Below are 20,689 nucleotides of genomic sequence, written 5' to 3'. Positions count from 1 at the left end.
ACCCGGGGCGGCGCCGCGGCCGCCCCGGTGCGCGACATCAGTAGATGTCGTGTTGCGTGTTGAAGATGTTGAAGTGGCCCGTGGGCGTGATCAGCCGCGGGTCCTTGATGACGGCCTTCAGCTTGAGCGTCTTGTCGTCGACGACGACCAGCGCGCTCTGCTTGTTCTTGGCCGACCAGACCGAGAACCAGACCTCGTCGCCGGCCTTGTTGAACTCCGGCTGCACGACCCGCTTGGCGCCGTCGTCGCCCAGGCCCGCCCACTGCGCGATCGGCAGCACGGTGAAGCCCTTGTCGAGGTTCTTCACGTCGTAGACCGCGACCGACTGCGACAGCGCCGGGTCGGGGTTCAGCGGCGTGTCGACGTACAGGTGCTGCGACTTCGGATGGCTCTTCAGGAACAGCGAGCCGCCGCCCTGGCCGGTGAGCTTGGCGACTTCCTTGAAGGCGTAGGGCTTGTGCTTGACCGGGTCGGTGCCGATCAGCGAGATCGTCTCGTCGCCCAGGTGGCCGGTGGCCCAGACGGGGCCGAAGGTCGGGTGCACGAAGTTGGCGCCGCGGCCCGGGTGCGGGATCTTGCCGACGTCGACGATGGCCGCCAGCTTGCCTTGCTTGGCGTCGATGACGGTGATCTTGTTGCTCTGGTTGGCCGCCACCATGAAGTAGCGTTTGCTGGCGTCCCAGCCGCCGTCGTGCAGGAAGGGCGCCGAGCCGATCTCGGTCATCTTCAGCGCGTCGAGGTTGGAGTAGTCGACCATCAAGGTCTTGCCCGTCTCCTTGACGTTGACGATGAACTCCGGCTTGTAGTGCGACGCGACGATCGACGCGACACGCGGCTCCGGGTGGTACTCCTGCGTGCCGACGACCATGCCGCGCGTGGCGACGATCTTCTTCGGCTCCAGCGTGTCGCCGTCCATGATCGTGAACTGCGGCGGCCAGTAGGTGCCGGCCACGGCCAGCTTGTCCTCGTAGCCCTTGTACTTGGAGGTCTCGACCGAACGCGCCTCCAGGCCGACGCGGATCTCGGCCACCGTCTCCGGCTGCTCCATCCACATGTCGATCATGTTGATCTTGGCGTCGCGGCCGATGACGAACAGGTAGCGGCCCGAGGCCGAGGTGCGCGAGATGTGCACCGCGTAGCCGGTCTTGATGACGCTGATGATCTGCTTGCTGTCGCCGTCGATCAGCGCGATCTCGCCGGCGTCGCGCAGCGTCGTCGAGAAGATGTTGTCGATGTTGAACTTGTTCATCTTGCGCGTCGGCCGCTTCTCGGGCGGGACGAGCACCTTCCAGGTCTGCTTCATCTGCGCGAGGCCGAACTCGGGCGGCTGCGGCGGCTCCTGCTGGATGTAGCGGGCCATGATGTCGACGGTCTTCTCGTCGAGCTCGCCCGAGGTCAGCCAGTTCGGCATGCCGGCGGGGCTGCCGTAGGAGATGAAGACCTTCAGGTAGTCGGTGCCCTTGGCCAGCGTGATGTCCGGCGTCAGCGGCTTGCCGGTGGCACCCTTGCGCAGCACGCCGTGGCAGCCGGCGCAGCGCTCGAAGTACGTCTTGCGGCCGAGCTCGAACTCGGCCTCGGTCATCGCCGGGGCCTTGGGGTTCGTGCTCTGGTGCATCGGCTCGTGGGCCAGCGGCGACGGGGCGCCCTGGTAGCTCTGCTGCGCCGGCGGCATGGTGCCGTGGGTGTCGGCAGCGGCGGACGCCGCGCCCTGGGCCATCGCGCCGGCGGACGCCAGCAGGGCCGCCAGCGCGGCGGCGCCTGCGACCGAGGTCTTGCGGATCATGTTCTCTCCTTCTTTCTCAGCAGGTCGCGACCGGCAGGAAGACCGGCGGCGTGACGCGGGCGCGGCCGTGCCGCTTCCGTGGAACGCATGGTCCGCAGCGGCCGCCAGGGCGTCCTTAAACTGGTTCAAGGACGCTCCCGCCACCGCATTTCGACAATGGCCCCACATCGCGACACACCGGCAAGGAGCTCGGCATGACTGCATTCCCTGAGGCGCCGTACCTGCTGGCAGACCCGTCGCGCTACGGGCACGTGACGCTGCTGGGCGCCGGCCCGGGCGACCCGGAGCTGCTGACCCTCAAGGGCGCGAAGGCGCTGCAGCGCGCGTCGCTGCTGCTCTACGACGCGCTGGTCAGCGAGGAGATCCTGGCGCTGGCGCCGCCCACGGCCGAACGGCTGTACGTCGGCAAGCAGGCTTCGCGGCACGCGCTGCCGCAGGAGCAGATCATCGAGCTGATGCTGCGCCTGGCGCGCAGCGGGCGCTCGCTGGTGCGCCTGAAGGGCGGCGACGGCTACATCTTCGGCCGCGGCGGCGAGGAGGCGATCGCGCTGGCCGAAGCCGGCGTGCCGTTCAGCGTCATCCCGGGGCTGAGCGCCGCGCAGGGCGCCGGCGCCAGTGCCGGCATCCCGCTGACGCACCGCGACCACGCCGGCGCGCTGGTCTTCGCCACCGGCCATCTGCGCGCCGACCGCAACGCCGTCGACCTGGACTGGCAAGCGCTGGCGCGGCCGCGGCAGACGCTGGTGATCTACATGGGTGTCGGCACGCTGCCGATCATCTGCCGCGAACTCGTCGCGCACGGGCTGGCGGCCGACACGCCGGCGGCGATCGTCGAACGCGCGACGCTGCCCGACGAACGCTGCCTCACCGGCACCGTGACGACGCTGCCGGTGCTGGCGGCACGGCAGAAGGTGCGCACGCCGGCGCTGATCGTCATCGGCAGCGTCGTCGGCCTGCGCCCGCTGCTGGCGCAGCGCCGGCGCGAGATCACCGAACTGGAGGCCTGCGCATGAACGAGAGCCGTGCCGCGGCCTTCGCCCGCATTCCGTACGAAGGCCCGCCCGAGTGGCGCGAGCCGGTGCTCGAGGCGCTGGCGCGGGTCGTCGACCCGGAGATCGCGCTGACCATCGTCGACGTCGGCCTGGTCTACGGCGTGCGGCTGCAAGACCGCATCGCCTCGATCCTGCTGACCACGACCTCGGCCGCCTGCCCGCTGGCCGACTCGATCGCCGACGACGTGGAGAGCGAGCTGATGCAGGTGCTGCCGGCCGGCTGGGCGGTGGACCTGGAGCTGACCTGGACGCCGGAGTGGACGCCGGAGCGCATGAGCCCTGCGGCCCGCCAGTTCATGGGTTGGTGAGGCCGCGATGAAGTACCTGCGCCCGCTGGTCGCCACCGCCGTCGTCACCGTGCTCGTCTCGGCGGTGATCGGCGGGCTGCTGCGCGTGGGTGTCGGCCAGACGCTGCTGGCCACGGATGCCGGTGCGCAGGTCTTCGGCCGCGCGGCGGTGTTCCACGCGGCGCTGATGCTGTCGGGTTTCTTCGGCACCGTGATCGCCGTCGAACGGGCGGTCGCCGCGCGGGTGCGCTGGGCCTTCGCGGCGCCGGCGCTGTCGGGCGCCGGGGCGCTGGCGCTGCTGGCCGGCGCGACCGGGCTCGCGGCAGCGCTGTCGCTGGCCGGCGCGGCGGTGTTCGTCGCGGTGCACGCGCTGCTGCTCAAGCGCCAGGCGATGACGCACACCCGGCTGCTGGCGCTGGCCGCGGGGGCCTGGCTGGCCGGCAACGCCTTGTTCGCCACCGGCCGCGGCGCCGACGCACCGGTCTGGTGGTTCGTCTTCCTCGTGCTGACGGTGGGCGCCGAGCGGCTGGAGATGACGCGTTTCGCGCCGCGCAAGCCGGCGGCCGAACCGGCGCTGCTGGGCATCGTCGCGGCACTGCTGGCGGGCGCGCTGCTGTCGGCCTGGCGGCCGGCGGCCGGCGGCGTGGTCTACGGCCTGGCGCTGATGGCGCTGGGCGTCTGGTTCGCGCTCTACGACGTCGCGCGGCGCACGGTGCGCGCGCCCGGGCTGCCACGCTACATGGCGCTGTGCCTGCTGTCGGGCTACGCCTGGCTGGTGGTCGGCGGGCTGGCCTGGATGGGCACCGCGCTGGGCTGCCCCGGGCGCGACATGGCGCTGCACGCGCTGGGCCTGGGCTTCGTCTTCAGCATGGTGATGGGCCACGCGCCGGTGATCCTGCCGGCAGTCGCCAAGGTCAAGCTGCGCTTCGGCGCGCGTTTCTACGTGCCGGTGGTGGCGCTGCAGGCGTCGCTGGCGCTGCGGCTGTTCGGCGGCGCCGAAGACGCCGGCCTGAAGGCGCTGGGCTCGGCGCTGAACGCGGCCTCGGTGGCGCTGTTCGCAGCGATCGTCGTCAGCGCCATCGTCGCCGCCCGCCGTGCGGCACGACAGGCGCCGCCGCCGAAGCCGGTGGACGCGGCCGACGCCGAGGCGCGCCTGGCCGCGGCGCTGGCCGCCGCCCGCGCACGCCGCGGCGACGCGCCGCACTGATCAGTCCGGCGGCGCGAGCCACTCGCGCAGCGCCGGCGACGGCGTGCGCGCCCGGTGGTGCACCAGGTACAGCGGCCGCACGATGGCCGGCAGCCCGCCGTCCAGCAGCCGGATGCGGCCCAGCGCCAGCGCGTCGGCGACGACCCAGGAACTCAGGCAGCTGACGCCGAGACCGGCGGCCACGCCCTGCAGCAGCGCTTCGTTGCTGTCGAACTGCAGCGTGCGCGAGAAGTGGTCCAGCCGCGGCAGCAGTGCCTGCTCGACGGCTTCACGCGTGCCCGAGCCCGGCTCGCGCAACAGCCAGCGTGCGTCGCGCAGCTCGGCACAGTCCAGCCGCCGGCCAGGCGCGGCCAGCGGGTCGTCGGCGGCGGCGACGAGCAGCAGCCGGTCTTCGGACCAGCGTTCGACGTTGAGCTCGGGTTCGCTGCAATGGCCTTCGACCAGCGCGACGTCGAGCTCCAGCCGCGCCGCGGCGGCGGCGATGGCGCGGGTGTTGTCGATCTGCAGCGTGACCTGCGCGTCGGGCCGCTGGCGCAGCAGCCGCGCCAGCAGCGGCGGCACGAGGTAGTTGCCGACGGTGCGGCTGGCGCCCAGGCGCAGCGCCAGCGGCGGCCCGGCTTCGCCGCCGCTGAACTGGTGCTCCAGCCGGCGCAGACGGTCCAGCGCCTCGCGCAGCTCGGGCAGCACGGCGCGGCCGCGTTCGTTGAGCAGCAGCCGGCGGCCGACACGGTCGAAGAGCCGCGTGCCGAGCAGCGACTCCAGCTCGCCGAGCGCGGCGCTGGTCGCCGACTGCGACAGCGCCACCCGTTCGCCGGCCGCCGCGGTGCTGCCGCAGTCGGCCACCGCGAGCAGCACCTCCAGTTGGCGCAGCGTGAAACGCATCGTTCGATCGAGTTGCTGAGTCGCTCGAATATACGCAAACAACTCGTTTTTCTAATCACGCGACGGGACGCACGATGCGCGCCTTGTCGTTCGCCCTCCCCTCCTCTTCGATGCGCGCGCGGCTGCCCGGGCTGGCGCTGGCCGGCGCCATCGCCGCCGCGGCCACGGCGCTGACCGCCGCGCCGGGCTTCGCGGCCCACGGCCTGGGTGCGCTGACGCTGGCCATCGTGCTCGGCATCGCCGTCGGTCACATGCCGGCGGCACGGCATGCGGCCACCGGGCCGGGCATCGAGTTCGCGAAGCAGCGCCTGCTGCGCTGGGGCATCGTGCTCTACGGGCTGCGGCTGGGGCTGGCCGACCTGGGCGCGCTGGGCGCCAGCGGGCTGGTGATCGACCTGCTGATGGTCGGCACGACCTTCGTGCTGGCCTACACGCTCGGGCGGCGCGTCTTCGGCCTGGACCACCGCACGACGGTGCTGATCGGCGCCGGCAGCTCGATCTGCGGCGCCGCCGCGGTGATGGCCTGCGCGCCGGTGTTGCGCGGCCGCGCCGACGAGGTGGCGGTGGCGGTGTCCACCGTGGTCGTCTTCGGCACGCTGGCGATGTTCGCCTACCCGCTGGCCTACCCGCTGCTGGGGCTGGACGCGGCGGGCTTCGGGCTCTACGTCGGCTCGACGCTGCACGAGGTGGCGCAGGTCGTCGCCGCGGCGCGGCCGGCGGGCGAGAGCGCGGCCGACGCCGCAGTGGTGGCCAAGCTGGCGCGGGTGATGCTGCTCGCGCCCTTCCTGCTGCTGCTGTCGGCCTGGGACACGCGCCGCGGCGATGGCGGCACGGGGCGCATCACCGTGCCCTGGTTCGCGCTCGGCTTCGTCGCCGTCGTGCTGCTGCACCCGCTGCTGGCGCTGCCGCCGGCGCTGGTGGACACGCTGCTCGTGATCGACGCCGCGCTGCTGGCCACGGCGATGGCCGCGCTGGGGCTGACGACGCACGTCTCGGCGCTGCGCCGCGCCGGCACGCGGCCGCTGGCGCTGGCGGCGCTGCTGCTGGTCTGGCTGGCCGTCGGCGGGCTGGCGATCAACCTCGCCGTGCCGGCGCTGGCCGGCTGATCAGTCGAAGGCCGGCGCCTCGGGCCGCACGACCGGCTTGCCGGCCGCGACCCAGGCGTCGTAACCGCCGGCGATCGACACGACGTCGGTGTAGCCCATCTCCTGCAGCGCCACCGCGGCCAGCGCCGCGCGGCCGCTGCTCTTGCAGTACAGCACGACCTTCTGGCCGCGCTCGGCCAGCGCCGGCGTGGCGCTCAGCTTGAACTCCAGCATGCCGCGCGAGACGTGCAGCGCCCCGGGCAGATGGCCGGCGGCGTACTCGTCGGCCTCGCGCACGTCGAGCAGCACGTCGGCCTGCGCGACGGCGGCCTCGGCCTGGTCCGGCGGCAGTTCGCGGATGCGCGCCTTGGCGGCGACGACGAGGTCGTGGGCGGTCTTCATCGGGAGTCCTCGGGCGACGGGTGGGAAGGACGACGACTATACCGGCCGCGGTATGCGACGCCTTGCGCCGGCCCGGCCCGGGCCGGCCTGCAGCGGCACGCGGGAACGCCGGGCCCGCCCCTGCCAGATCGGCGAAATGCAGCACGACTGCCCGGCCGCGGTGCGCTGCGGCCGCGCGTGCCGCCGGCGACAGCGGACAAAATCGCGGCCAGGAAACCCGCCCCACGGCCCGCCCGATGCTCCAGTACCGCACCGTCCCCGTCACCCCTTTCCAGCAGAACTGCAGCATCCTCTGGTGCGACGAGACGCGCGAAGCCGCGGTGCTGGACCCGGGCGGGGACGTGCCGGCGATCCTGGCGGCGCTGCAGCGTCTGGACGTCGTGCCGCGGCTGATCCTGCTGACGCACGCCCACATCGACCACGCCGGCGGCGCCGGCCGTCTGGCGCGCGAGCTGTCGCTGCCGATCGTCGGCCCGCACGAGGGCGACCGCTTCTGGATCGACGGCCTCGCACAGCAGGCGGCGATGTTCGGTTTCCCGGCCGCCGAGCCCTTCGTGCCGGCACGCTGGCTGAAGGACGGCGACACCGTCGCCGTCGGCCGCTCGGCGCTGGCCGTGCGCCACTGCCCCGGGCACACGCCGGGCCACGTCGTCTTCCACAGCGCCGAGGCGAAACGTGCCTTCGTCGGCGACGTGCTGTTCGCCGGCAGCATCGGCCGCACCGACTTCCCCGGCGGCGACCACGCGACGCTGATCGACAGCATCGTGCAGCGCCTGTGGCCGATGGGCGACGACACCGTCTTCGTGCCCGGCCACGGGCCGGAGAGCACGTTCGGCGACGAACGGCGCCACAACCCCTACGTGCGCGGCACCTGAGCCGCCGCACCGCCGGGGCCCGCCCGGCCGGTTGCAGGGCTCGCGCCGGGCGCCCGGCACGGGCCGGCCGCGGGGGGACAATCCGGCGCTCCCGGCCGTCGTGCGGACGGCCGTCACCCGGAGAACCCTGACGATGGCCGAACCCAACCCGCTGCGGGTCGAGCGCGACGGCGCGATCCTGCGCCTGACCGTCGACCGGCCGGAGCGCCACAACCCGCTGTCGATGGCGGTGCTGACCGCGCTGCGCGAGGCGCTGCTGCAGCACGCGCACGACCCCGCGCTGCGCTGCGTGATCGTCACCGGCGCCGGCGAGCGCTACTTCGCCGCCGGCGGCGACGTGCTGGAACTGGAGGCCGTGCGCAGCGAAGACGACGCGCGGCTGATGTCCGACCGCGGCCGCACCGTGCTGGACACCGTGCGCGACTGCCCGGTGCCGGTGGTCGCGGTGCTCAACGGCGACGCCATCGGCGGCGGCAGCGAACTGGCCGTGGCCTGCGACTTCCGCCTGATGCGCGAAGGCACGCACATCGGCTTCATCCACGGCCGGCTGGCCATCACCTCGGCCTGGGGCGGCGGGCCGGACCTGGCCTCGCTGGTGGGCCCTGCACGCGCGCTGCGCATGATGTCGCGCTGCGAGCTGGTGCCGGCACAGACCGCGCTGGCCTGGGGCCTGGCCGACCTCGTCGTGCCCGACGCCGCGGCGATGCCGGCGGCGGTGGACGAGTTCATCGCCCCGATCCTGCGCCAGACGCGCGCCGCGCTGACCGGCGCCGTCGAGCAGACGCGTGCACTGCGCCGCGGCGAGCCCTACCGCGAACGGCGCGAGATCGAGCAGCGCCACTTCGTGCAGGCCTGGGTGCACGAGGACCACTGGGCGGCGGTGGAACGCTTCAAGGCGCGCAAGCGCGGCGCCTGAGGGCTGATCAGGGCGGCGGCGGCGTGCGCGCGTAGACGCGCGTCGTGCGCAGGCGCCCCTGCAGGTCCAGCCGTTCGTTGACCAGCGTGCCTTCGTGGCGGAAGCCGGCGCGTTCGGCCAGCTTCCAGCTGCGCACGTTGCGTTCGTCGCAGGTGATGAAGACGCGGTTGGCGGCCAGTTCGCCCAGGGCGTGCTCGGCCAGCGCGCGCACGCCTTCGGTCATCAGGCCCTGGCCTTCGTGGCCGGCGCGGCACCAGTAGCCGATCTCGAAGCGGCGCAGCGTCCAGTCGGCGTCGTGCAGGCCGCTGCCGCCGACGAGGCGGCCCGAGGACTTCAGGAAGAAGAACACCACCAGGCTCTCGTTGAGCAGCCAGCGGGCGTGGAAGCGGCGGCAGCTGGCCTCGGACTGCGCCGGCGTCGGCGGCGGCGTCACCCAGCCCAGCCAGGGCGCGAGCTGCGGCAGCGACTGCAGCACGGCTTCGTTGAACACCGGCCCATCGCCCGGACGCGGCACGCGGATCAGCAGGCGCTCGGTCTCGAGCTGTTCGGGCAACTGGTTGGATGGCATCGGGACACTCCGGCGGAGTCGGCCCGCAGCCTAGCCGCAGGACCGGCCACGCGAAAGCGCGGGGCGCACGACCCGGGGATCAGCCGCCGAGCGGCTTGTCGTACAGCTCCAGCGTCTCGCCGCCGTGCTCGACGCACCGCAGCCGGCGCCAGCCGCAGCGCTGCAGCAGCGAGGCGGCCGACGCGGTGGCGCAGTACAGCCGCGTCTCGCCCAGTGCCGCGGCGCGACGCTGCAGCTCGAGCAACAGCGCGCGGCCGATGCCCAGACGGCGCAGGCCCGGGTGCACGACCGCCGCGCCGACCCACGGCCCGAGTTCCGGCAGCGAAGCCAGCCCTTCACGCTTGAGCGCCATGAAGCCGCAGGGATGGCCGTCGAGCCGGGCCACCAGGCCCAGCGGCAGCGCGTCGTGGCGGGCGTAGTGCTGCAGATCGTGCAGCGCGTCGCCCGGCCCGCCGGGGCCGTACCAGGCCGGCCACTCGGCCTCGAAGCGGCGGCGGATCAGCGGCATCAGGTCGGGCCGTTCGGCCAGCGGCACGATCTGCGGCACGGCCGGGCCGCCGCGCATGACGACGACCTCGAAACGCGTCTCGGCCGCGCCGCGCACGAAGAAGCCGTCCTCGACGGCGGCGAAGCCGTGGTGCTCGTAGAAGCGGCGCGAGTTGCGTGTCGCCACCACCGTCACCGGCCCGTCGTGGCCCTGCCGGGCGCGCAGCACCGCGACGTGCAGCAGATGCCCGCCCAGGCCGCTGCCGGCGGCCTCGGGGCGCACGAAGAGCAGCGTCACCTCGCCCGGCACGGCGGCGCAGAAACCGAGCACGCGGCCGTCGCGCTCGGCCAGCGTCATCTGGCCGGCCTCGATGCCCGGGTGGTGGATGGCGGCGCTGCGGCCCTCGAACCAGGCCGCCATCTGCGCCGGCGTGTAGGCCTCGGCACAGAGATGCAGCACCGAGTCGCGGTGGGCGTCGTAGACGGCCGGCGCGTCGGCGAGCACGGCGGGGCGCAGCGTGATCGCGCCGGAGGCCAGTTGTTCGAGCAGCGTCATCAACCCGGTCTTGCCCGCGATGGGGCGGGGAGAAATCGAGCGGTGCAGGGGCGGCGACAGGTGAGTCATTGAAGCTTGCCACAGCCGCTAAACTGGTCAGCACACTGGTTTGAAGGAGTCGACCATGAAGCACTGGCCGGTCCAGGACGCCAAGGCACGCTTCAGCGAGTTCCTCGAAACCTGCCTGGCCGAAGGCCCGCAGATGGTGACCAAACGCGGTGCCGAAGCGGCGGTGCTGGTGCCGGTGCAGGAATGGCGGCGGCTGCAGGCGGGCGCACGCCCGTCCTTGAAGGAGCTGCTGCTGTGCGACGAGGCTCGCGGCGATCTGCTGCTGCCCAGCCGCGGCGCGGCCCGCCGCCGCACGCCGAGCGCCGCGCGCTGACGGCGATGTACCTGCTCGACACCAACGTCGTCTCGGAGTTGCGCAAGCCCAGGCCGCACGGCGCCGTGCTGGCCTGGCTGCGCGGGCTGGACGAAGCCCAGGTGCATCTGTCGGCGGTGACGATCGGCGAGATCCAGGCCGGCATCGAGCTGACGCGCGAGCAGGACGCCGCCAAGGCCGCGGAGATCGAGGCCTGGCTGGAGATGATCGCGGCCTCGTTCCAGGTGCTGCCGATGGACGCCAGGACCTTCCGCGCCTGGGCGCGGCTGATGCACCGGCGCTCGAACACGCTGTACGAAGACGCGATGATCGCGTCGACCGCCCAGGTGCACGGCCTGACGGTGGCGACACGCAACGTCGCCGACTTCGACGCGCTGGGCGTGCCGGTGTTCAACCCGTTCGCAGGCTAGCCCGCCGCAGCTCAGGACGCCCGGATCACCCAGCGCGCGAACGCCGGCAGGTCGGCGACGACCGGCACGTCGTCGTCGCCGTCGGACGGCGCGGCGCCGGCCGGGTTCAGCCACACCGTCTGCACGCCGAAGCGCCGCGGCGCCCGCACGTCGTGCTCCAGCGAGTCGCCGACCATCGCGATGCGCGAGCGCGGCACGCCCAGGCGGCGCTCGACGGCGTCCCAGAACTCGGGTTCGTTCTTGCGGTGGCCGAGTTCGGTGAAGCAGAAGACGTCGGCGAAGTGGCGTCCGAGGCCGACGCGGCGCAGCGCCAGCTCGATCATCGGCCGGCGCGACACGGTGGCGTTGGTGGCGATGGCCAGCGGCAGCCGCCCGGCCAGCAGCGCCAGCGCCTCGGCGGCGCCGGGCAGCGCCTGCACCTGCGGCCACAGCCCCATCGGCGTGTCTTCGGGGCCCTGCTCCGACATCAGCGTGCCGCCCCAGTCGAAACACACGGCCTGCACCTCGTGCAGCGGGTTGGGCGCGTCTTCGCCGGCGACGGCCGCCACCGCCGGCAGCCCGGCCAGCGAGCGGCGGTAGAAGACCACACGCTCGGTCTCCTCGAAACCCAGGCGCTCGTGCAGCGCCTGGCCGGCGAGGTTGTCGAGCGCCGTGTCCGACGCCAGCTCGGCGCAGCCGCGGCCGCGCGCCCAGGCGGCGACGGCGCCGACCAGCGCGCGCGACACGCCCTGCCGGCGCGCCTGGGGCACGACGTACAGGCCCTCGAGGAAGCCGACCGGGCTCGTGTCGGTGCCGTTGACGTAGTCGCGCCGGATCGAGGCCTCGGCCAGGCCGAGCGCGGCGCCGTCGTCGTCACGGGCCAGGAACTGCGAGTAGCGCCCGGGCTCGGCGAGCTGCGACTGCATCTCGTGCAGGTGCCCGGCTGCGTCGGCGTCGGGCCACAGGGCCTGGCGCAGCTGCAGCCAGGCGGGAGCAGGCAAGGTGGTGACGGGGTCGATCTTCATCGGCGATGGATGTGGGCGGCGGCGCGCCGGACGGCTGTCAGCGGGCGGGCGAGCCCGGCAGACCCTGGCGCTGGCGCCATTCGTCGGCGTCCAGACGCGCCAGCGCGGCGTCATAACGCGCCTGCGACGCGGCGGCGAGCTGGCCGCCGCGGCTTTGCATCAGCTCGAAGAAGTGCTCGGCCAGCGCCGAACAGACGGCGTGCACCGCCTCGTGGCGGCCCAAACCCTGCCCCACCAGCCGCGAGACGGCGTCGACGACCGCGGGCACGCCGAGCGCCACCTGGTTCTCGACGATCGCGTGGAACACCGCGTGCGCGCGCACGTTGGGCAGCGGGATGCCGGCCTTGCGGTGGTGCTGCTCGGCCAGCTCGATGCGCGCGCCTTCGTCCAGTTCGAGCCAATGCGCGGGGTCGGGGGCGAAGTCGGGGTCGTAGCGCTGCATCGGGGGGCCTCCGGCGGTCAGGGCGGGGAGTGGCGCTTCATTGTCGCCGCGGCCTGCCGCGCCGGGGCCGCTGACGCCGCGCCGCCGGCACGGCAGGCAGCCCGCGGACGTGGCTGCGGCTACTCCAGCACCACCGCCGTGCCGCTGGCCGAGACCATCAGCATGCCGTTGCCCTGGCCGAGCACCTCGTAGTCGAGGTCGATGCCGACGACGGCGTTGGCGCCGGCGGCGCGGGCGCGCTCCTCCAGCTCGGCCAGCGCGATGTCGCGGGCGCGCTGCAGCTCGCGCTCGTAGGTGGCCGAGCGCCCGCCGACGATGTCGCGGATGCCGGCGAACAAGTCCTTGAAGACGTTGGCGCCGAGGATGGCTTCGCCGGTGACGATGCCGCAGTAGCGGCTGATCTTGCGGCCTTCGACGCTGGGGGTGGTGGTGACGATCATGCGGGCTCCTGAGGGGCCGGCCGGAGAAGCGGCCGGCGCCCGGAGGCTAAGACGGCGCGGCCCGGGCGTCCAAGCGCCCTGGCCGCACGGGTTCATCCGGGCGGCCGAGCATCGCGGGGCCTGGCGGCAGGCGCGTCGGCCTCAAGCCTCGGCCGGGCCGGGGCCGTCGCCGCAGGAGCGGCGCGTGACGTAGGTCTCCAGGTCCCGGGCCTCCCGCTCGTCCAGCACGCCCAGCGTGCGCGCCACCGCGGCCGCGTATTGGCGGTAGGCCCAGGGCTGGGCGGTGATCAGCCGGCCGTCCTGCACGAGGTCGGCACGCACGAACTGCATGCCGTCCCAGAAGTGGCGCGTCGCGGCGACCTTCGCGGGCGGCGCGTGTTCGGCGGTGTAGTTGTGCGTGCCGCGGCGCCCGACCAGCAGCCCGGCGCCGGCCATCACCAGGTTGCCGGCGCAGATGCCGGCGACGAGCGCACCGGTGGCGGCCTGCGCACGCAAGGCCTCGCTGGCGCGCGGCACCGGCAGCATCAGCGAGCGCGGGTCGCCGCCCGGCACCAGCACGGCCTGCAGCGCGGCCGACTTCAAGGCCGACAGGTCACCCGCCGGCACGAGCGTGGCGCCGTTCGACGCGCGGTGCGGCTCGCCGTCAGGCGTGTAGTAGCTCAGCGTGCAGCGCCCGGCCAGCGTCTCGGCGGCCAGGGCGATCTCGAAGAAGATGCAGCCGGGGTAGAGCAGGACGGCGACGTGCATCGTCAGGACTCCAGGGTTGAGGAGCCGGGGCTCACGGCGCGCCGGGCTCGGGCATCACCGGCGGGCCGATCGGCGGATGACCGGGCGATCACATCAGTTGGCGCACGCTGCAGACCTGCTCGGTCGCGGCGGCGGCGCGCACACGCGGCAACGGGATCAGGCGGTCGTCGATGCGGAGGCCGGGAAGCGAGAGCACGAGGGGATCGGCCACGGCGAACGGCTCGCCGACGATGACGAAGACGTACTGCCGCCAGTTCTCGGTCTTGACGAACAGGCGCAGGAAGTCAGGCCCGCTCCTGTCGGCCGCACCCACGAACGGTGACGTGGGCGCGAAGGAGTACTTGAAGACCTCAAAGTGCTCGCCGCCGATGTAGGCCATGCCGTACAGCCGGACCCGGGAAGCCCCCGCCGTCGGCATGTCTTCGGACGAGCTGCAGCGGCGCTCGCCGTTGGCCTTGTCGAGGCAGAAGACCTGGTACGAGGCCTCCGACAACGCCAGCGTTCCAGCCTGACCGGGCGCGGCCTCGGAGACATAGGGCAGCTCGGCGCGCTGCAGCTGCAGCCGCCGCCCCTCGGGCGCCAGAACGGTCATGCAAAGGGTTCCGAAGGGCTCTCCAGGGCACCGGGAGAGATGGATCTCCGCTTCGGGCTCGAGTTGCAGGTTCAGGAAGTAGGGCTGCGGCTGCAGGGCCGTCACGGCAGGCGACACCGTGCCGACCGGTTCCACGCGCAGCACGCGCGCGTCGTGGCAGTTGGCGCAGCCTTGCAACAGCACAGCAAGCAGCAGCGCGCCGCAAGGCCACGGCCGCCCTCGCGAGTGCGTGGCGCCGGCAGGGTGCGGCTGCGGGGAGCCCTCGCGGTTCATTCCGTGCACTCCACGAAGAAATGGCTGGTCAGCCGTGCGTACTCGTAGGCCCGGACGATGTCGGGGCCCGTGAAACCGTGCGGGCACCAACCGCGCTCCGCCAGAAGATCCGCCGCATGGCGGCGCATGCCTTCGCGGATTCGCTCGCTGGCCGCAAGAGGCAGCGCCTGGATCGCGGGGTACTTCTTCAAGCCAGGGTCGCCATGCACCACGAACCGCACCCGCTTCGGGTTGTCCGGGTCGACAGTCACCGTCTCGGGCACCGGCCGGCGAGACGGGTCGGTGACACAGCCGGCAACGGCCAACACCGCCAGGAGCAGCAAGGCGACGGTGCGAGCCTGCTGGCGGAGGGAGCCACGGGCCGGGGTGCGCGCGGTCATCGTGCAGGTGTCGCTGGCGCCAGCCCAGGGGCCCCCGGGCACTGGCGACGGTTCGCACGACAGCGAACGATCAAGATTGCCTCGACCACCGAGAGCGCGGAAATGTCGTTGCAGGTCAGTTCCTGGTCCAGGCGCCGATATTCAGCACCTGCTTGTCCACCGGCAGCGCAGCCAGGCCAGGATTCTTCCGGCGAATGATTCCGAGGTCACGCTCGAACTGGTCCGAGCATTCCGGCAGCCCGCCACCGGGGATCGCCAAGCCAAAAATATTCTTCCCCATCAGCGTCTCGATATGCAGCGCACCGATGTACGTCGCCCTGTCCGCTTCGACGGTGAAGGTCAAGACTGGCAGTTTTTCTCGCGGCGAAATATAGCCATAGCCTCCCACCGCTGGAATATAGATCGTCCAGGTGAACATCTCGTACTCCCCCGGCTCGAGCATCAACGCCTGCGCGCGCCCGAGTCGATCCGGAAGCTCGGGAAAGTCATCGTCCCTGACGAAAAACGCGACATCGTTCGACTTCAAGCGCTGCGACGCTTCATCGCCCTTCTTGCGGAAATAGAACCACGTACTGATCGTGGGCTTGCCTTCGGAAGCCGTGAGGGAAAAGAACAGCCAACCCTTGCCGGGCGTGATGACCGCCTCCTTCTCGCCTTGCAGGGGCAGCGAGTCGCACCCCGCCGCCAATGCGGAAACACCCAGCGAAGCACCCAGGAAGCAACGACGATTGATCATGAAACGGCCAGCCTTGCTCTGATGATGGGGAATGTCAGGCGACCGAGGAAGCAGTTGAAAAGTGCGCGGCGCCACGAAGCGCAGAAGACCGCCACTGTGCAGTGGCTTGCAACCTGACGCGCCGCCCTCGGCGTCAAATGTCCCAGCAGCCTATCGAGGCGGCACCGCAGCGGCAAGCGCGTCCGTCATGTTCACGAACTCCGGCGGAATAACCGTTGCCGCCGCGCCGACGACCAGTAGATCGGCTATTCCGGTGCAGCGCCGCCGACCTGCTCCCGTCCGAGCATCACGGACAGCTCACCGAATTGCATGTCCGATTCCGGCGCGACGCCGCGTCGAGCCACGACCAGACTGCAAGCCACTTTTTGCAGGAGCAGACCGATGCATGACTTGAACGGCAAGGTGGCGATCGTCGTGGGCGCCAGTTCCGGGATCGGGCGCGCGACGGCGTTGTTGTTCGCATCCTGCGGGGCGGCCGTCGTCCTGGGGGCACGGCGCCGCCACGAATTGGACTGGGTGTCGAAGGAAATCAGCAGCCGCGGCGGACGCGCCGAGTATCTCGCCGGCGACGCGAGTGACGAAGGCTTCGCGGAAAGCCTGGTCGCCCTGGCGGAGGAGCGTTTCGGCGGTCTGGACATCGCCTTCAACAACGCCGGCACGCTGGGCGAGATGGGGCCGAGCGACATCGTCTCGGCAGAGGGCTGGCGCCAGACCCTGGAGACCAACCTGACGGGCGCGTTCTTCGGCGCCAAGCACCAGATCCGCGCGATGAAGCAACGTGGCGCCGGCAGCATCGTCTTCACGTCGACCTTCGTCGGCCACACCGTCGGCTTCCCGGGCGTTGCCGCTTATGCCGCCAGCAAGGCGGGCATCGTCGGGCTGACCCAGGCGCTGGCCGCAGAACTCGGCCCGGTCGGCATCCGCGTCAACGCGCTGCTCCCGGGCGGCACCGACACCGCGATGGGGCGCCAGATGAGTTCGACACCCGAGCAACTGCGCTGGGTCGCCGACCTCCATGCGCTGAAACGACTGGCCAGCCCGGAGGAACTGGCGCAGAGCGCGCTTTTCCTGGCCTCCGAAGCGTCGTCGTTCATGACCGGGGCGGCGATGCTGGTGGACGGCGGGGTTTCGATCAACCGGACGTAGGTGCAGCCGGAGCTTCCTGTCGGTTCAACGCCCACGATCCGACGTGCGGGAGCTCACAGCGCGCCGGCCTCGGGCATCACCAGCCGGCCGATCGACATCAGGCCCTGCGCGTCGAGTTCGGTGACCTCCGTCCAGCGGCGGCTACCCGGCGCCGTCTCCAGTTCCGGCAGCGGCAAGCCGTGGACGAAGCGGGTCGACGCACCGGACAGGGCGAAGAACCGGCGCGAGCCTGGCGCCAGCTCGACGGCCAGCGGCGGGGCCATCTCCCCGAACACCGGCAGGCCGGCGACGGTGCGCAACAGATGGCGGCCGGGCGGCAGGCGGATCACCGTGTAGGTACCCGAGTCCAGCGTCGCCAGATGGCGATCGCCCTCGACCACCCGGACGAGCTTCGAGTCGTGCGGCGCACGCAGCAGGTAGACGAGGGCCTGCCCCGGCGGCGCGTCCTGCAGCGGCAGGTCGACCGGCGGCACGTAGGGCTTGAACTCGGTGGCGCAGGACGCCAGTGCGGCGGAACAGAGCAGCAGCCAATGGCGGCGCGAGAGCGGGCGTTGCGTCATGCCTCAAAGACGCCCGGCGTCACGCGACAAGTCGTCGAGGGCCTCGAAGAGCACCTGGTGGATGTCGTCTCCGGCGATGTGGCCGGTGAGGCTTTGACGGGACAGCCCGACGACCGGCACGCCGTCGACCGTCGCTTCGATCCTGGCCGAGACGAGCGAGGAACGCGAGCGCCGCGCGATGTAGTCGATGACGACCGGCGCCAGCAGGCTGCCGACGACGGCCGACTTGCCGGAGCCGGCGGCGTCCACCGCCATCGGCAGCGGCGCCGGGCCCGAGGCGAGACTGCTGTTGCCCGCCGCTGGCTGGAACACCTGGACCTTGAGCTCCTTCAGTTCGACCCTCTTGCCGGCCAGCGCGGTGCCGGCACGGTCCTGCAGCCAACTGCCGACCAGTACCGACGGCGGCCGCGTGAAGGCGTCGTCGCCGAAGAAGACCGTGGTGCCGAGCGAGTCCTGCTCTTGCGTCGTGACCAGCCGCAGTTGGCTGCGAGCATCGACGAAAGCGAACGACAGCGCCGTCGCCTCCGGTGGCGCGACCAGGCGGGGTCGCGGAGGCGCGGTCTGGCAGCCGGCGATGAGAACGACGAGTGCGAGGAGCAGGCGGGTCATAGCGGGGCGGTGGTGGGATGAGGAACAGGCGGGATGGACTCTCACCGCGCCCCGGCACCAGACGCCTGGGGCCAGGTCACCCGGTAGACGGTCACGCCGTCACGCCAATAGGACGGGCCTTGGTGAACGCGGATGCCGAGGGCGGGCGAGTCGCCGATGGTTTCGCCGTCCTGGATGACGGGGCCCTTGGAGATCAAGTACTGCGCCATGCCATGCAGGAGCACGAACACTTCCAGGCCGGGGCGGTTGACGTCCTTGGCCTCGATCTCGCGCAGGTCGAACTGCTCCATGCCCTGGGTCGACACCGAGAGCCCGCGCTCGGCATCACGGCTGACCCGGAAGTTGATCCACAGCCATGCCGGCGGCTGGTCGCGGTTGATGGCGGTGCTCTGACGCAGGAAGGCCTCGCGGGACTGGAGGCTCGCGCCCCAGTAGCTCGCGATCGCGTTGCCGTCCATCAGCGAGGCGACCACGTCGGTGAGCAGCAGCGACGCGTCGAGCTTGTCGAGGCCCGTGCCGAGAACGCTGACGGCCACGTGAGCCCGGTGACCAGCCGTGGCCTGGCACGCCTGGCGCCAGTACCAGGCGGCAGCACACAGATCGTCAATCTGGCCCTTGGGCAGCGGCGCGTCGATCAGCCCGACCATGACGGTGCCGCCGGCCACACGCAGCAGGATGACGTCGCGCCCATCGGCCTCCATGCCGGTGATCGCCAGACGCCCGGCCAGACGCTTCTCGACCTGGACGCGGAACGCCTTCGCCTCGGGCAGCCTGGGTTCCGACAGCAGCACGAAGGACAGCACGTCGGCCTTGCTGGTCTCCGCCGCGCGGGCCGGGAGGAGCGAGAACAGGAGGCAGAGCAGCAGGGCGAGGGTGCGGATGGGCATGAGGGTGTGGCTCAACGACTGATGCTGTTTCGCGACGTTCGATTGTTCCCGCAGACAGTGCGCACTGGCCCCGGCTCCCCGGGACCTCGATGGACCATCATCGAGCTTGGCGCAAAAGCCGGAATCCATTTCGCACATCACTGCGGACCACGCCATTTTTGAAAGGCACGCGACGTCACTCGGGGTTGACCTTCACAGGGAATCCATACTCAATTAGCTTGGCAGCAACTTTTGGTTCATAGCCTTCTTTGGGCACCAACTCCGCCGCACGAAAGAAATCGCGTTTTGCTTGGACTCTGTCGCCGAGAGCCTCATACGACAGCGCACGCTGGTATAGGGCGTAGCCGTAGTCGGGCTGCTTTGGTATCCCGCTGGTCATGGCCTCAATCGCGTCGCTGTATCGCCCCATCTCATGCAGGGTCCTGGCGGTGTGATAGTGCACCGCCATCCCGGGCCCGGATCCTGGACCATCCTCGTCGAACTGCATCGCCGCTCGCAGCGCCTCGAGCGACTCGTCGAGCCTCCCGGCCTCCCTGAGGTATGCCCCAAGCATGATGTGCGGCCACGCATCCTTGGGTTTCTCTTCGAAGGTGGATTGGCGCTGATCCTCAGCGGCAAGGGCCCACTCTTTCATGTCCGCATACGCATTCGCTCGAGCCTGCAGCACGAAGGCTCTCGCCCGAGCGGGCAACTGTTGCTTTAGGCATTGCGAGAGCGGATCAATTGCCTCCGCTGGCCGGTTCGCTTGAAGGGCCTCCAACCCGTGCCGGCAGTCAGCGGGCTGCGCACTTGCGACACCGACAGAGAAGAGGACGAGCGCGAATAGTGAGCGACGCATGGCGGACCAAGGGTTGATATGTGAAAGCTGACGCAAGCAGATGTCCATCACGATCCTGGAGTCAGGTCTCCCATGGGAGCGGACTTGTACGGCCTCGGTCACTGCCCGTGCTGGACACAAAGAGCTCGATTCCGAGTGAAGCGGCCCACATCACTAACGCCACCGGCAATCGGGATGACCAGAAAGGCTGTCCCAGCAAAGGACGCGGAACTCACTGCACGTCCATTCCCATCCGAATCAATCCCCAGTTTCTTCGTCTGAGTTCCGACGCCTATGAAAACATTACCAGACTCACTGGCAGCGGAGCCAAATGGACGAGTCAGCCTCACTTGACCGGACTCAAAGGTGAAGTCTCGGCCCGATGCGAAGACTTGCTCCTTGATGACTCCATTTGAGGTATGTGCCGAGACAGAAACCTTGTCATCCATGAGCGACCGCACCTCCACCGCCGTGATGTCACCGTGTGGAAGCTTGGAGTCGGGCCAAATGATGGAGCTCAAGAACATGAGGCCGACGCCCTTTCCGACATGCGCTCGGTTTTCGTAGCAACCGGCGAGCGACTCCAACGATGCGACGCGTTCGAAGCCGAGGTCATCAATCGGCTTCGTCGACATGCATCCACACAGCAGTGCTGCGGTGGCGGTGCAATAGGTTATTGGTCGCATGCGAATCCTAACACTGGAGATAAACGGCCACATCAATCGCTTCGCGATTGATGTGGCCCACTTGAGCGAAACGCTAGACGCCAAGGTTGCCACTAGCCCCGCCACTCCGCCAGCGCATCGGAAGAGTGGAAACCAAGCGCATTGAGCCGCCCCGGGTGCGGCCCGTAGGCCAGGAAGAACTCCTTGACACCAGGGAGATAGCCCAACCAGTTGTCGCCGGAGCGCGCGATGACAAGCGGAGGGTCTTGTGCGACGAGCTGCTTAAGGCCGGAATCATTTTGTGCGACGCCCAAAATTGTGGCGGCAGCGGGCTCAATGGCAGACGCAACCAAGTCAGCCGTGAGGCGCTCAATCTCAGCGTCTCTATCGAGCTCGAATAGTGGCGTGACGCCACCAAGCGCCACCGATGCTCGAATTGCCTGCATTGCCTCGTCGCGTGTCATTGGCGCCTAAATTTCGACGTGAGCCGCGATGGATTT

General features: G+C 70.8%; 27 protein-coding genes and 1 pseudogene. 9 read left to right on the top strand and 19 right to left on the bottom strand.

The genetic code is table 11. The features are described from left to right. Window positions 1-37: 37 nt before the first annotated feature. Entirely contained in the window at window positions 38-1,783 is a 1,746-nt protein-coding gene (locus RBXJA2T_RS15885; protein WP_009858433.1) for a nitrite reductase, read from the bottom strand. A gap of 194 nt (window positions 1,784-1,977) precedes the next feature. Between RBXJA2T_RS15885 and cobA the strand changes: the two genes are divergently transcribed. From cobA to RBXJA2T_RS15870, 3 genes are read left to right on the top strand one after another with little or no spacing between them, the layout of a single operon-like run. Beyond that, window positions 1,978-2,796, top strand: coding sequence for a uroporphyrinogen-III C-methyltransferase (gene cobA / locus RBXJA2T_RS15880; protein WP_009858432.1), 819 nt, complete (start codon window positions 1,978-1,980; stop codon window positions 2,794-2,796). Then, window positions 2,793-3,143, top strand: a complete 351-nt coding sequence (locus tag RBXJA2T_RS15875) for a metal-sulfur cluster assembly factor (RefSeq protein ID WP_009858431.1) — start codon at window positions 2,793-2,795, stop codon at window positions 3,141-3,143. The genes cobA and RBXJA2T_RS15875 overlap by 4 nt, the downstream gene beginning before the upstream one ends. 7 nt (window positions 3,144-3,150) lie before the next feature. Next, window positions 3,151-4,329 carry a DUF8744 domain-containing protein gene (locus tag RBXJA2T_RS15870; RefSeq protein ID WP_009858430.1) on the top strand — a complete coding sequence of 393 codons (1,179 nt, stop codon included), beginning with the start codon at window positions 3,151-3,153 and terminating at the stop codon, window positions 4,327-4,329. On the opposite strand, the gene RBXJA2T_RS15865 is transcribed toward RBXJA2T_RS15870, so the two are convergent. Further along, on the bottom strand, window positions 4,330-5,211 hold the full coding sequence (locus RBXJA2T_RS15865) for a LysR substrate-binding domain-containing protein (protein WP_009858429.1): 882 nt from the start codon (window positions 5,209-5,211) through the stop codon (window positions 4,330-4,332). Between the two features lie 74 nt (window positions 5,212-5,285). Between RBXJA2T_RS15865 and RBXJA2T_RS15860 the strand changes: the two genes are divergently transcribed. Then, on the top strand, window positions 5,286-6,317 hold the full coding sequence (locus tag RBXJA2T_RS15860; protein WP_029719055.1) for a YeiH family protein: 1,032 nt from the start codon (window positions 5,286-5,288) through the stop codon (window positions 6,315-6,317). On the opposite strand, the gene RBXJA2T_RS15855 is transcribed toward RBXJA2T_RS15860, so the two are convergent. Beyond that, window positions 6,318-6,698 (bottom strand): rhodanese-like domain-containing protein, encoded by a 381-nt coding sequence (locus RBXJA2T_RS15855; RefSeq protein ID WP_009858427.1) that lies wholly within the window; start codon window positions 6,696-6,698, stop codon window positions 6,318-6,320. Between the two features lie 236 nt (window positions 6,699-6,934). On the opposite strand from RBXJA2T_RS15855, the gene RBXJA2T_RS15850 reads away from it, so the two are divergent. Continuing rightward, complete coding sequence (locus RBXJA2T_RS15850) at window positions 6,935-7,573, top strand: MBL fold metallo-hydrolase (RefSeq protein ID WP_009858426.1); 639 nt, start codon at window positions 6,935-6,937, stop codon at window positions 7,571-7,573. A 133-nt stretch (window positions 7,574-7,706) separates the two neighbouring features. Then, entirely contained in the window at window positions 7,707-8,489 is a 783-nt protein-coding gene (locus tag RBXJA2T_RS15845) for an enoyl-CoA hydratase/isomerase family protein (RefSeq protein ID WP_009858425.1), read from the top strand. Between the two features lie 7 nt (window positions 8,490-8,496). Here RBXJA2T_RS15845 and RBXJA2T_RS15840 read toward each other — a convergent pair whose 3' ends face one another. Further along, window positions 8,497-9,057 carry a GNAT family N-acetyltransferase gene (locus RBXJA2T_RS15840; RefSeq protein ID WP_029719056.1) on the bottom strand — a complete coding sequence of 187 codons (561 nt, stop codon included), beginning with the start codon at window positions 9,055-9,057 and terminating at the stop codon, window positions 8,497-8,499. Window positions 9,058-9,136: 79 nt separating this feature from the next. After that, window positions 9,137-10,099, bottom strand: coding sequence for a GNAT family N-acetyltransferase (locus RBXJA2T_RS15835; RefSeq protein ID WP_009858423.1), 963 nt, complete (start codon window positions 10,097-10,099; stop codon window positions 9,137-9,139). Window positions 10,100-10,223: 124 nt separating this feature from the next. Here RBXJA2T_RS15835 and RBXJA2T_RS15830 point away from each other — a divergent pair, with 124 nt between their 5' ends. Beyond that, window positions 10,224-10,481, top strand: coding sequence for a type II toxin-antitoxin system Phd/YefM family antitoxin (locus RBXJA2T_RS15830; protein ID WP_009858422.1), 258 nt, complete (start codon window positions 10,224-10,226; stop codon window positions 10,479-10,481). 5 nt (window positions 10,482-10,486) lie between these two features. Then, complete coding sequence (locus RBXJA2T_RS15825; protein WP_009858421.1) at window positions 10,487-10,891, top strand: type II toxin-antitoxin system VapC family toxin; 405 nt, start codon at window positions 10,487-10,489, stop codon at window positions 10,889-10,891. 11 nt (window positions 10,892-10,902) lie between these two features. Here the strand turns inward: RBXJA2T_RS15825 and RBXJA2T_RS21050 are convergent, their stop codons facing one another. From RBXJA2T_RS21050 to RBXJA2T_RS15790, 8 genes and pseudogenes are all read right to left on the bottom strand, one after another. Beyond that, window positions 10,903-11,328 (bottom strand): HAD family hydrolase, encoded by a 426-nt coding sequence (locus tag RBXJA2T_RS21050; protein WP_375136175.1) that lies wholly within the window; start codon window positions 11,326-11,328, stop codon window positions 10,903-10,905. A 126-nt stretch (window positions 11,329-11,454) separates the two neighbouring features. Beyond that, window positions 11,455-11,895, bottom strand: a pseudogene (aac(6'), locus tag RBXJA2T_RS21045) (aminoglycoside 6'-N-acetyltransferase); the annotation flags it as partial. Window positions 11,896-11,932: 37 nt separating this feature from the next. Further along, the gene (locus RBXJA2T_RS15815) at window positions 11,933-12,337 is read right to left on the bottom strand and encodes a hypothetical protein (protein WP_009858419.1); all 405 of its coding nucleotides are present in this window, start codon (window positions 12,335-12,337) and stop codon (window positions 11,933-11,935) included. Window positions 12,338-12,456: 119 nt separating this feature from the next. Further along, window positions 12,457-12,777 carry a heavy metal-binding domain-containing protein gene (locus RBXJA2T_RS15810; protein ID WP_009858418.1) on the bottom strand — a complete coding sequence of 107 codons (321 nt, stop codon included), beginning with the start codon at window positions 12,775-12,777 and terminating at the stop codon, window positions 12,457-12,459. Between the two features lie 141 nt (window positions 12,778-12,918). Further along, window positions 12,919-13,524: a DJ-1/PfpI family protein gene (locus tag RBXJA2T_RS15805; RefSeq protein ID WP_009858417.1), complete on the bottom strand. Its 606-nt coding sequence runs from the start codon at window positions 13,522-13,524 to the stop codon at window positions 12,919-12,921. An 88-nt stretch (window positions 13,525-13,612) separates the two neighbouring features. Next, window positions 13,613-14,389, bottom strand: coding sequence for a hypothetical protein (locus RBXJA2T_RS15800; RefSeq protein ID WP_009858416.1), 777 nt, complete (start codon window positions 14,387-14,389; stop codon window positions 13,613-13,615). Continuing rightward, entirely contained in the window at window positions 14,386-14,769 is a 384-nt protein-coding gene (locus RBXJA2T_RS15795) for a hypothetical protein (RefSeq protein ID WP_029719058.1), read from the bottom strand. The genes RBXJA2T_RS15800 and RBXJA2T_RS15795 overlap by 4 nt, the downstream gene beginning before the upstream one ends. 115 nt (window positions 14,770-14,884) lie before the next feature. Next, window positions 14,885-15,505, bottom strand: coding sequence for a hypothetical protein (locus RBXJA2T_RS15790; protein WP_138938907.1), 621 nt, complete (start codon window positions 15,503-15,505; stop codon window positions 14,885-14,887). Between the two features lie 381 nt (window positions 15,506-15,886). On the opposite strand from RBXJA2T_RS15790, the gene RBXJA2T_RS15785 reads away from it, so the two are divergent. After that, a complete protein-coding gene (locus RBXJA2T_RS15785) occupies window positions 15,887-16,651 on the top strand; it encodes an SDR family oxidoreductase (protein WP_009858413.1) in 765 nt (254 codons plus the stop codon). Between the two features lie 53 nt (window positions 16,652-16,704). On the opposite strand, the gene RBXJA2T_RS15780 is transcribed toward RBXJA2T_RS15785, so the two are convergent. The 6 genes from RBXJA2T_RS15780 to RBXJA2T_RS15760 form a co-directional block, all read right to left on the bottom strand. After that, window positions 16,705-17,211 (bottom strand): hypothetical protein, encoded by a 507-nt coding sequence (locus RBXJA2T_RS15780; RefSeq protein ID WP_009858412.1) that lies wholly within the window; start codon window positions 17,209-17,211, stop codon window positions 16,705-16,707. Between the two features lie 3 nt (window positions 17,212-17,214). Further along, window positions 17,215-17,820, bottom strand: coding sequence for a hypothetical protein (locus RBXJA2T_RS15775; protein ID WP_009858411.1), 606 nt, complete (start codon window positions 17,818-17,820; stop codon window positions 17,215-17,217). A gap of 41 nt (window positions 17,821-17,861) precedes the next feature. After that, entirely contained in the window at window positions 17,862-18,722 is an 861-nt protein-coding gene (locus RBXJA2T_RS15770) for a DUF4261 domain-containing protein (protein ID WP_157998583.1), read from the bottom strand. A 160-nt stretch (window positions 18,723-18,882) separates the two neighbouring features. Continuing rightward, window positions 18,883-19,593 (bottom strand): tetratricopeptide repeat protein, encoded by a 711-nt coding sequence (locus tag RBXJA2T_RS20240; RefSeq protein WP_138938905.1) that lies wholly within the window; start codon window positions 19,591-19,593, stop codon window positions 18,883-18,885. Between the two features lie 50 nt (window positions 19,594-19,643). Continuing rightward, window positions 19,644-20,159, bottom strand: a complete 516-nt coding sequence (locus RBXJA2T_RS20235; RefSeq protein ID WP_138938904.1) for a hypothetical protein — start codon at window positions 20,157-20,159, stop codon at window positions 19,644-19,646. Window positions 20,160-20,302: 143 nt separating this feature from the next. Beyond that, window positions 20,303-20,653: a hypothetical protein gene (locus tag RBXJA2T_RS15760; protein WP_009858408.1), complete on the bottom strand. Its 351-nt coding sequence runs from the start codon at window positions 20,651-20,653 to the stop codon at window positions 20,303-20,305. Window positions 20,654-20,689 lie beyond the last annotated feature (36 nt).

This window comes from Rubrivivax benzoatilyticus JA2 = ATCC BAA-35 (genome assembly GCF_000190375.1).
In the GTDB taxonomy this organism is placed as follows: Bacteria; Pseudomonadota; Gammaproteobacteria; order Burkholderiales; family Burkholderiaceae_C; genus Rubrivivax; species Rubrivivax benzoatilyticus.
Note: the sequence above shows the minus strand (reverse complement) of the source record. Positions and strands in the feature narration are given on the sequence as shown.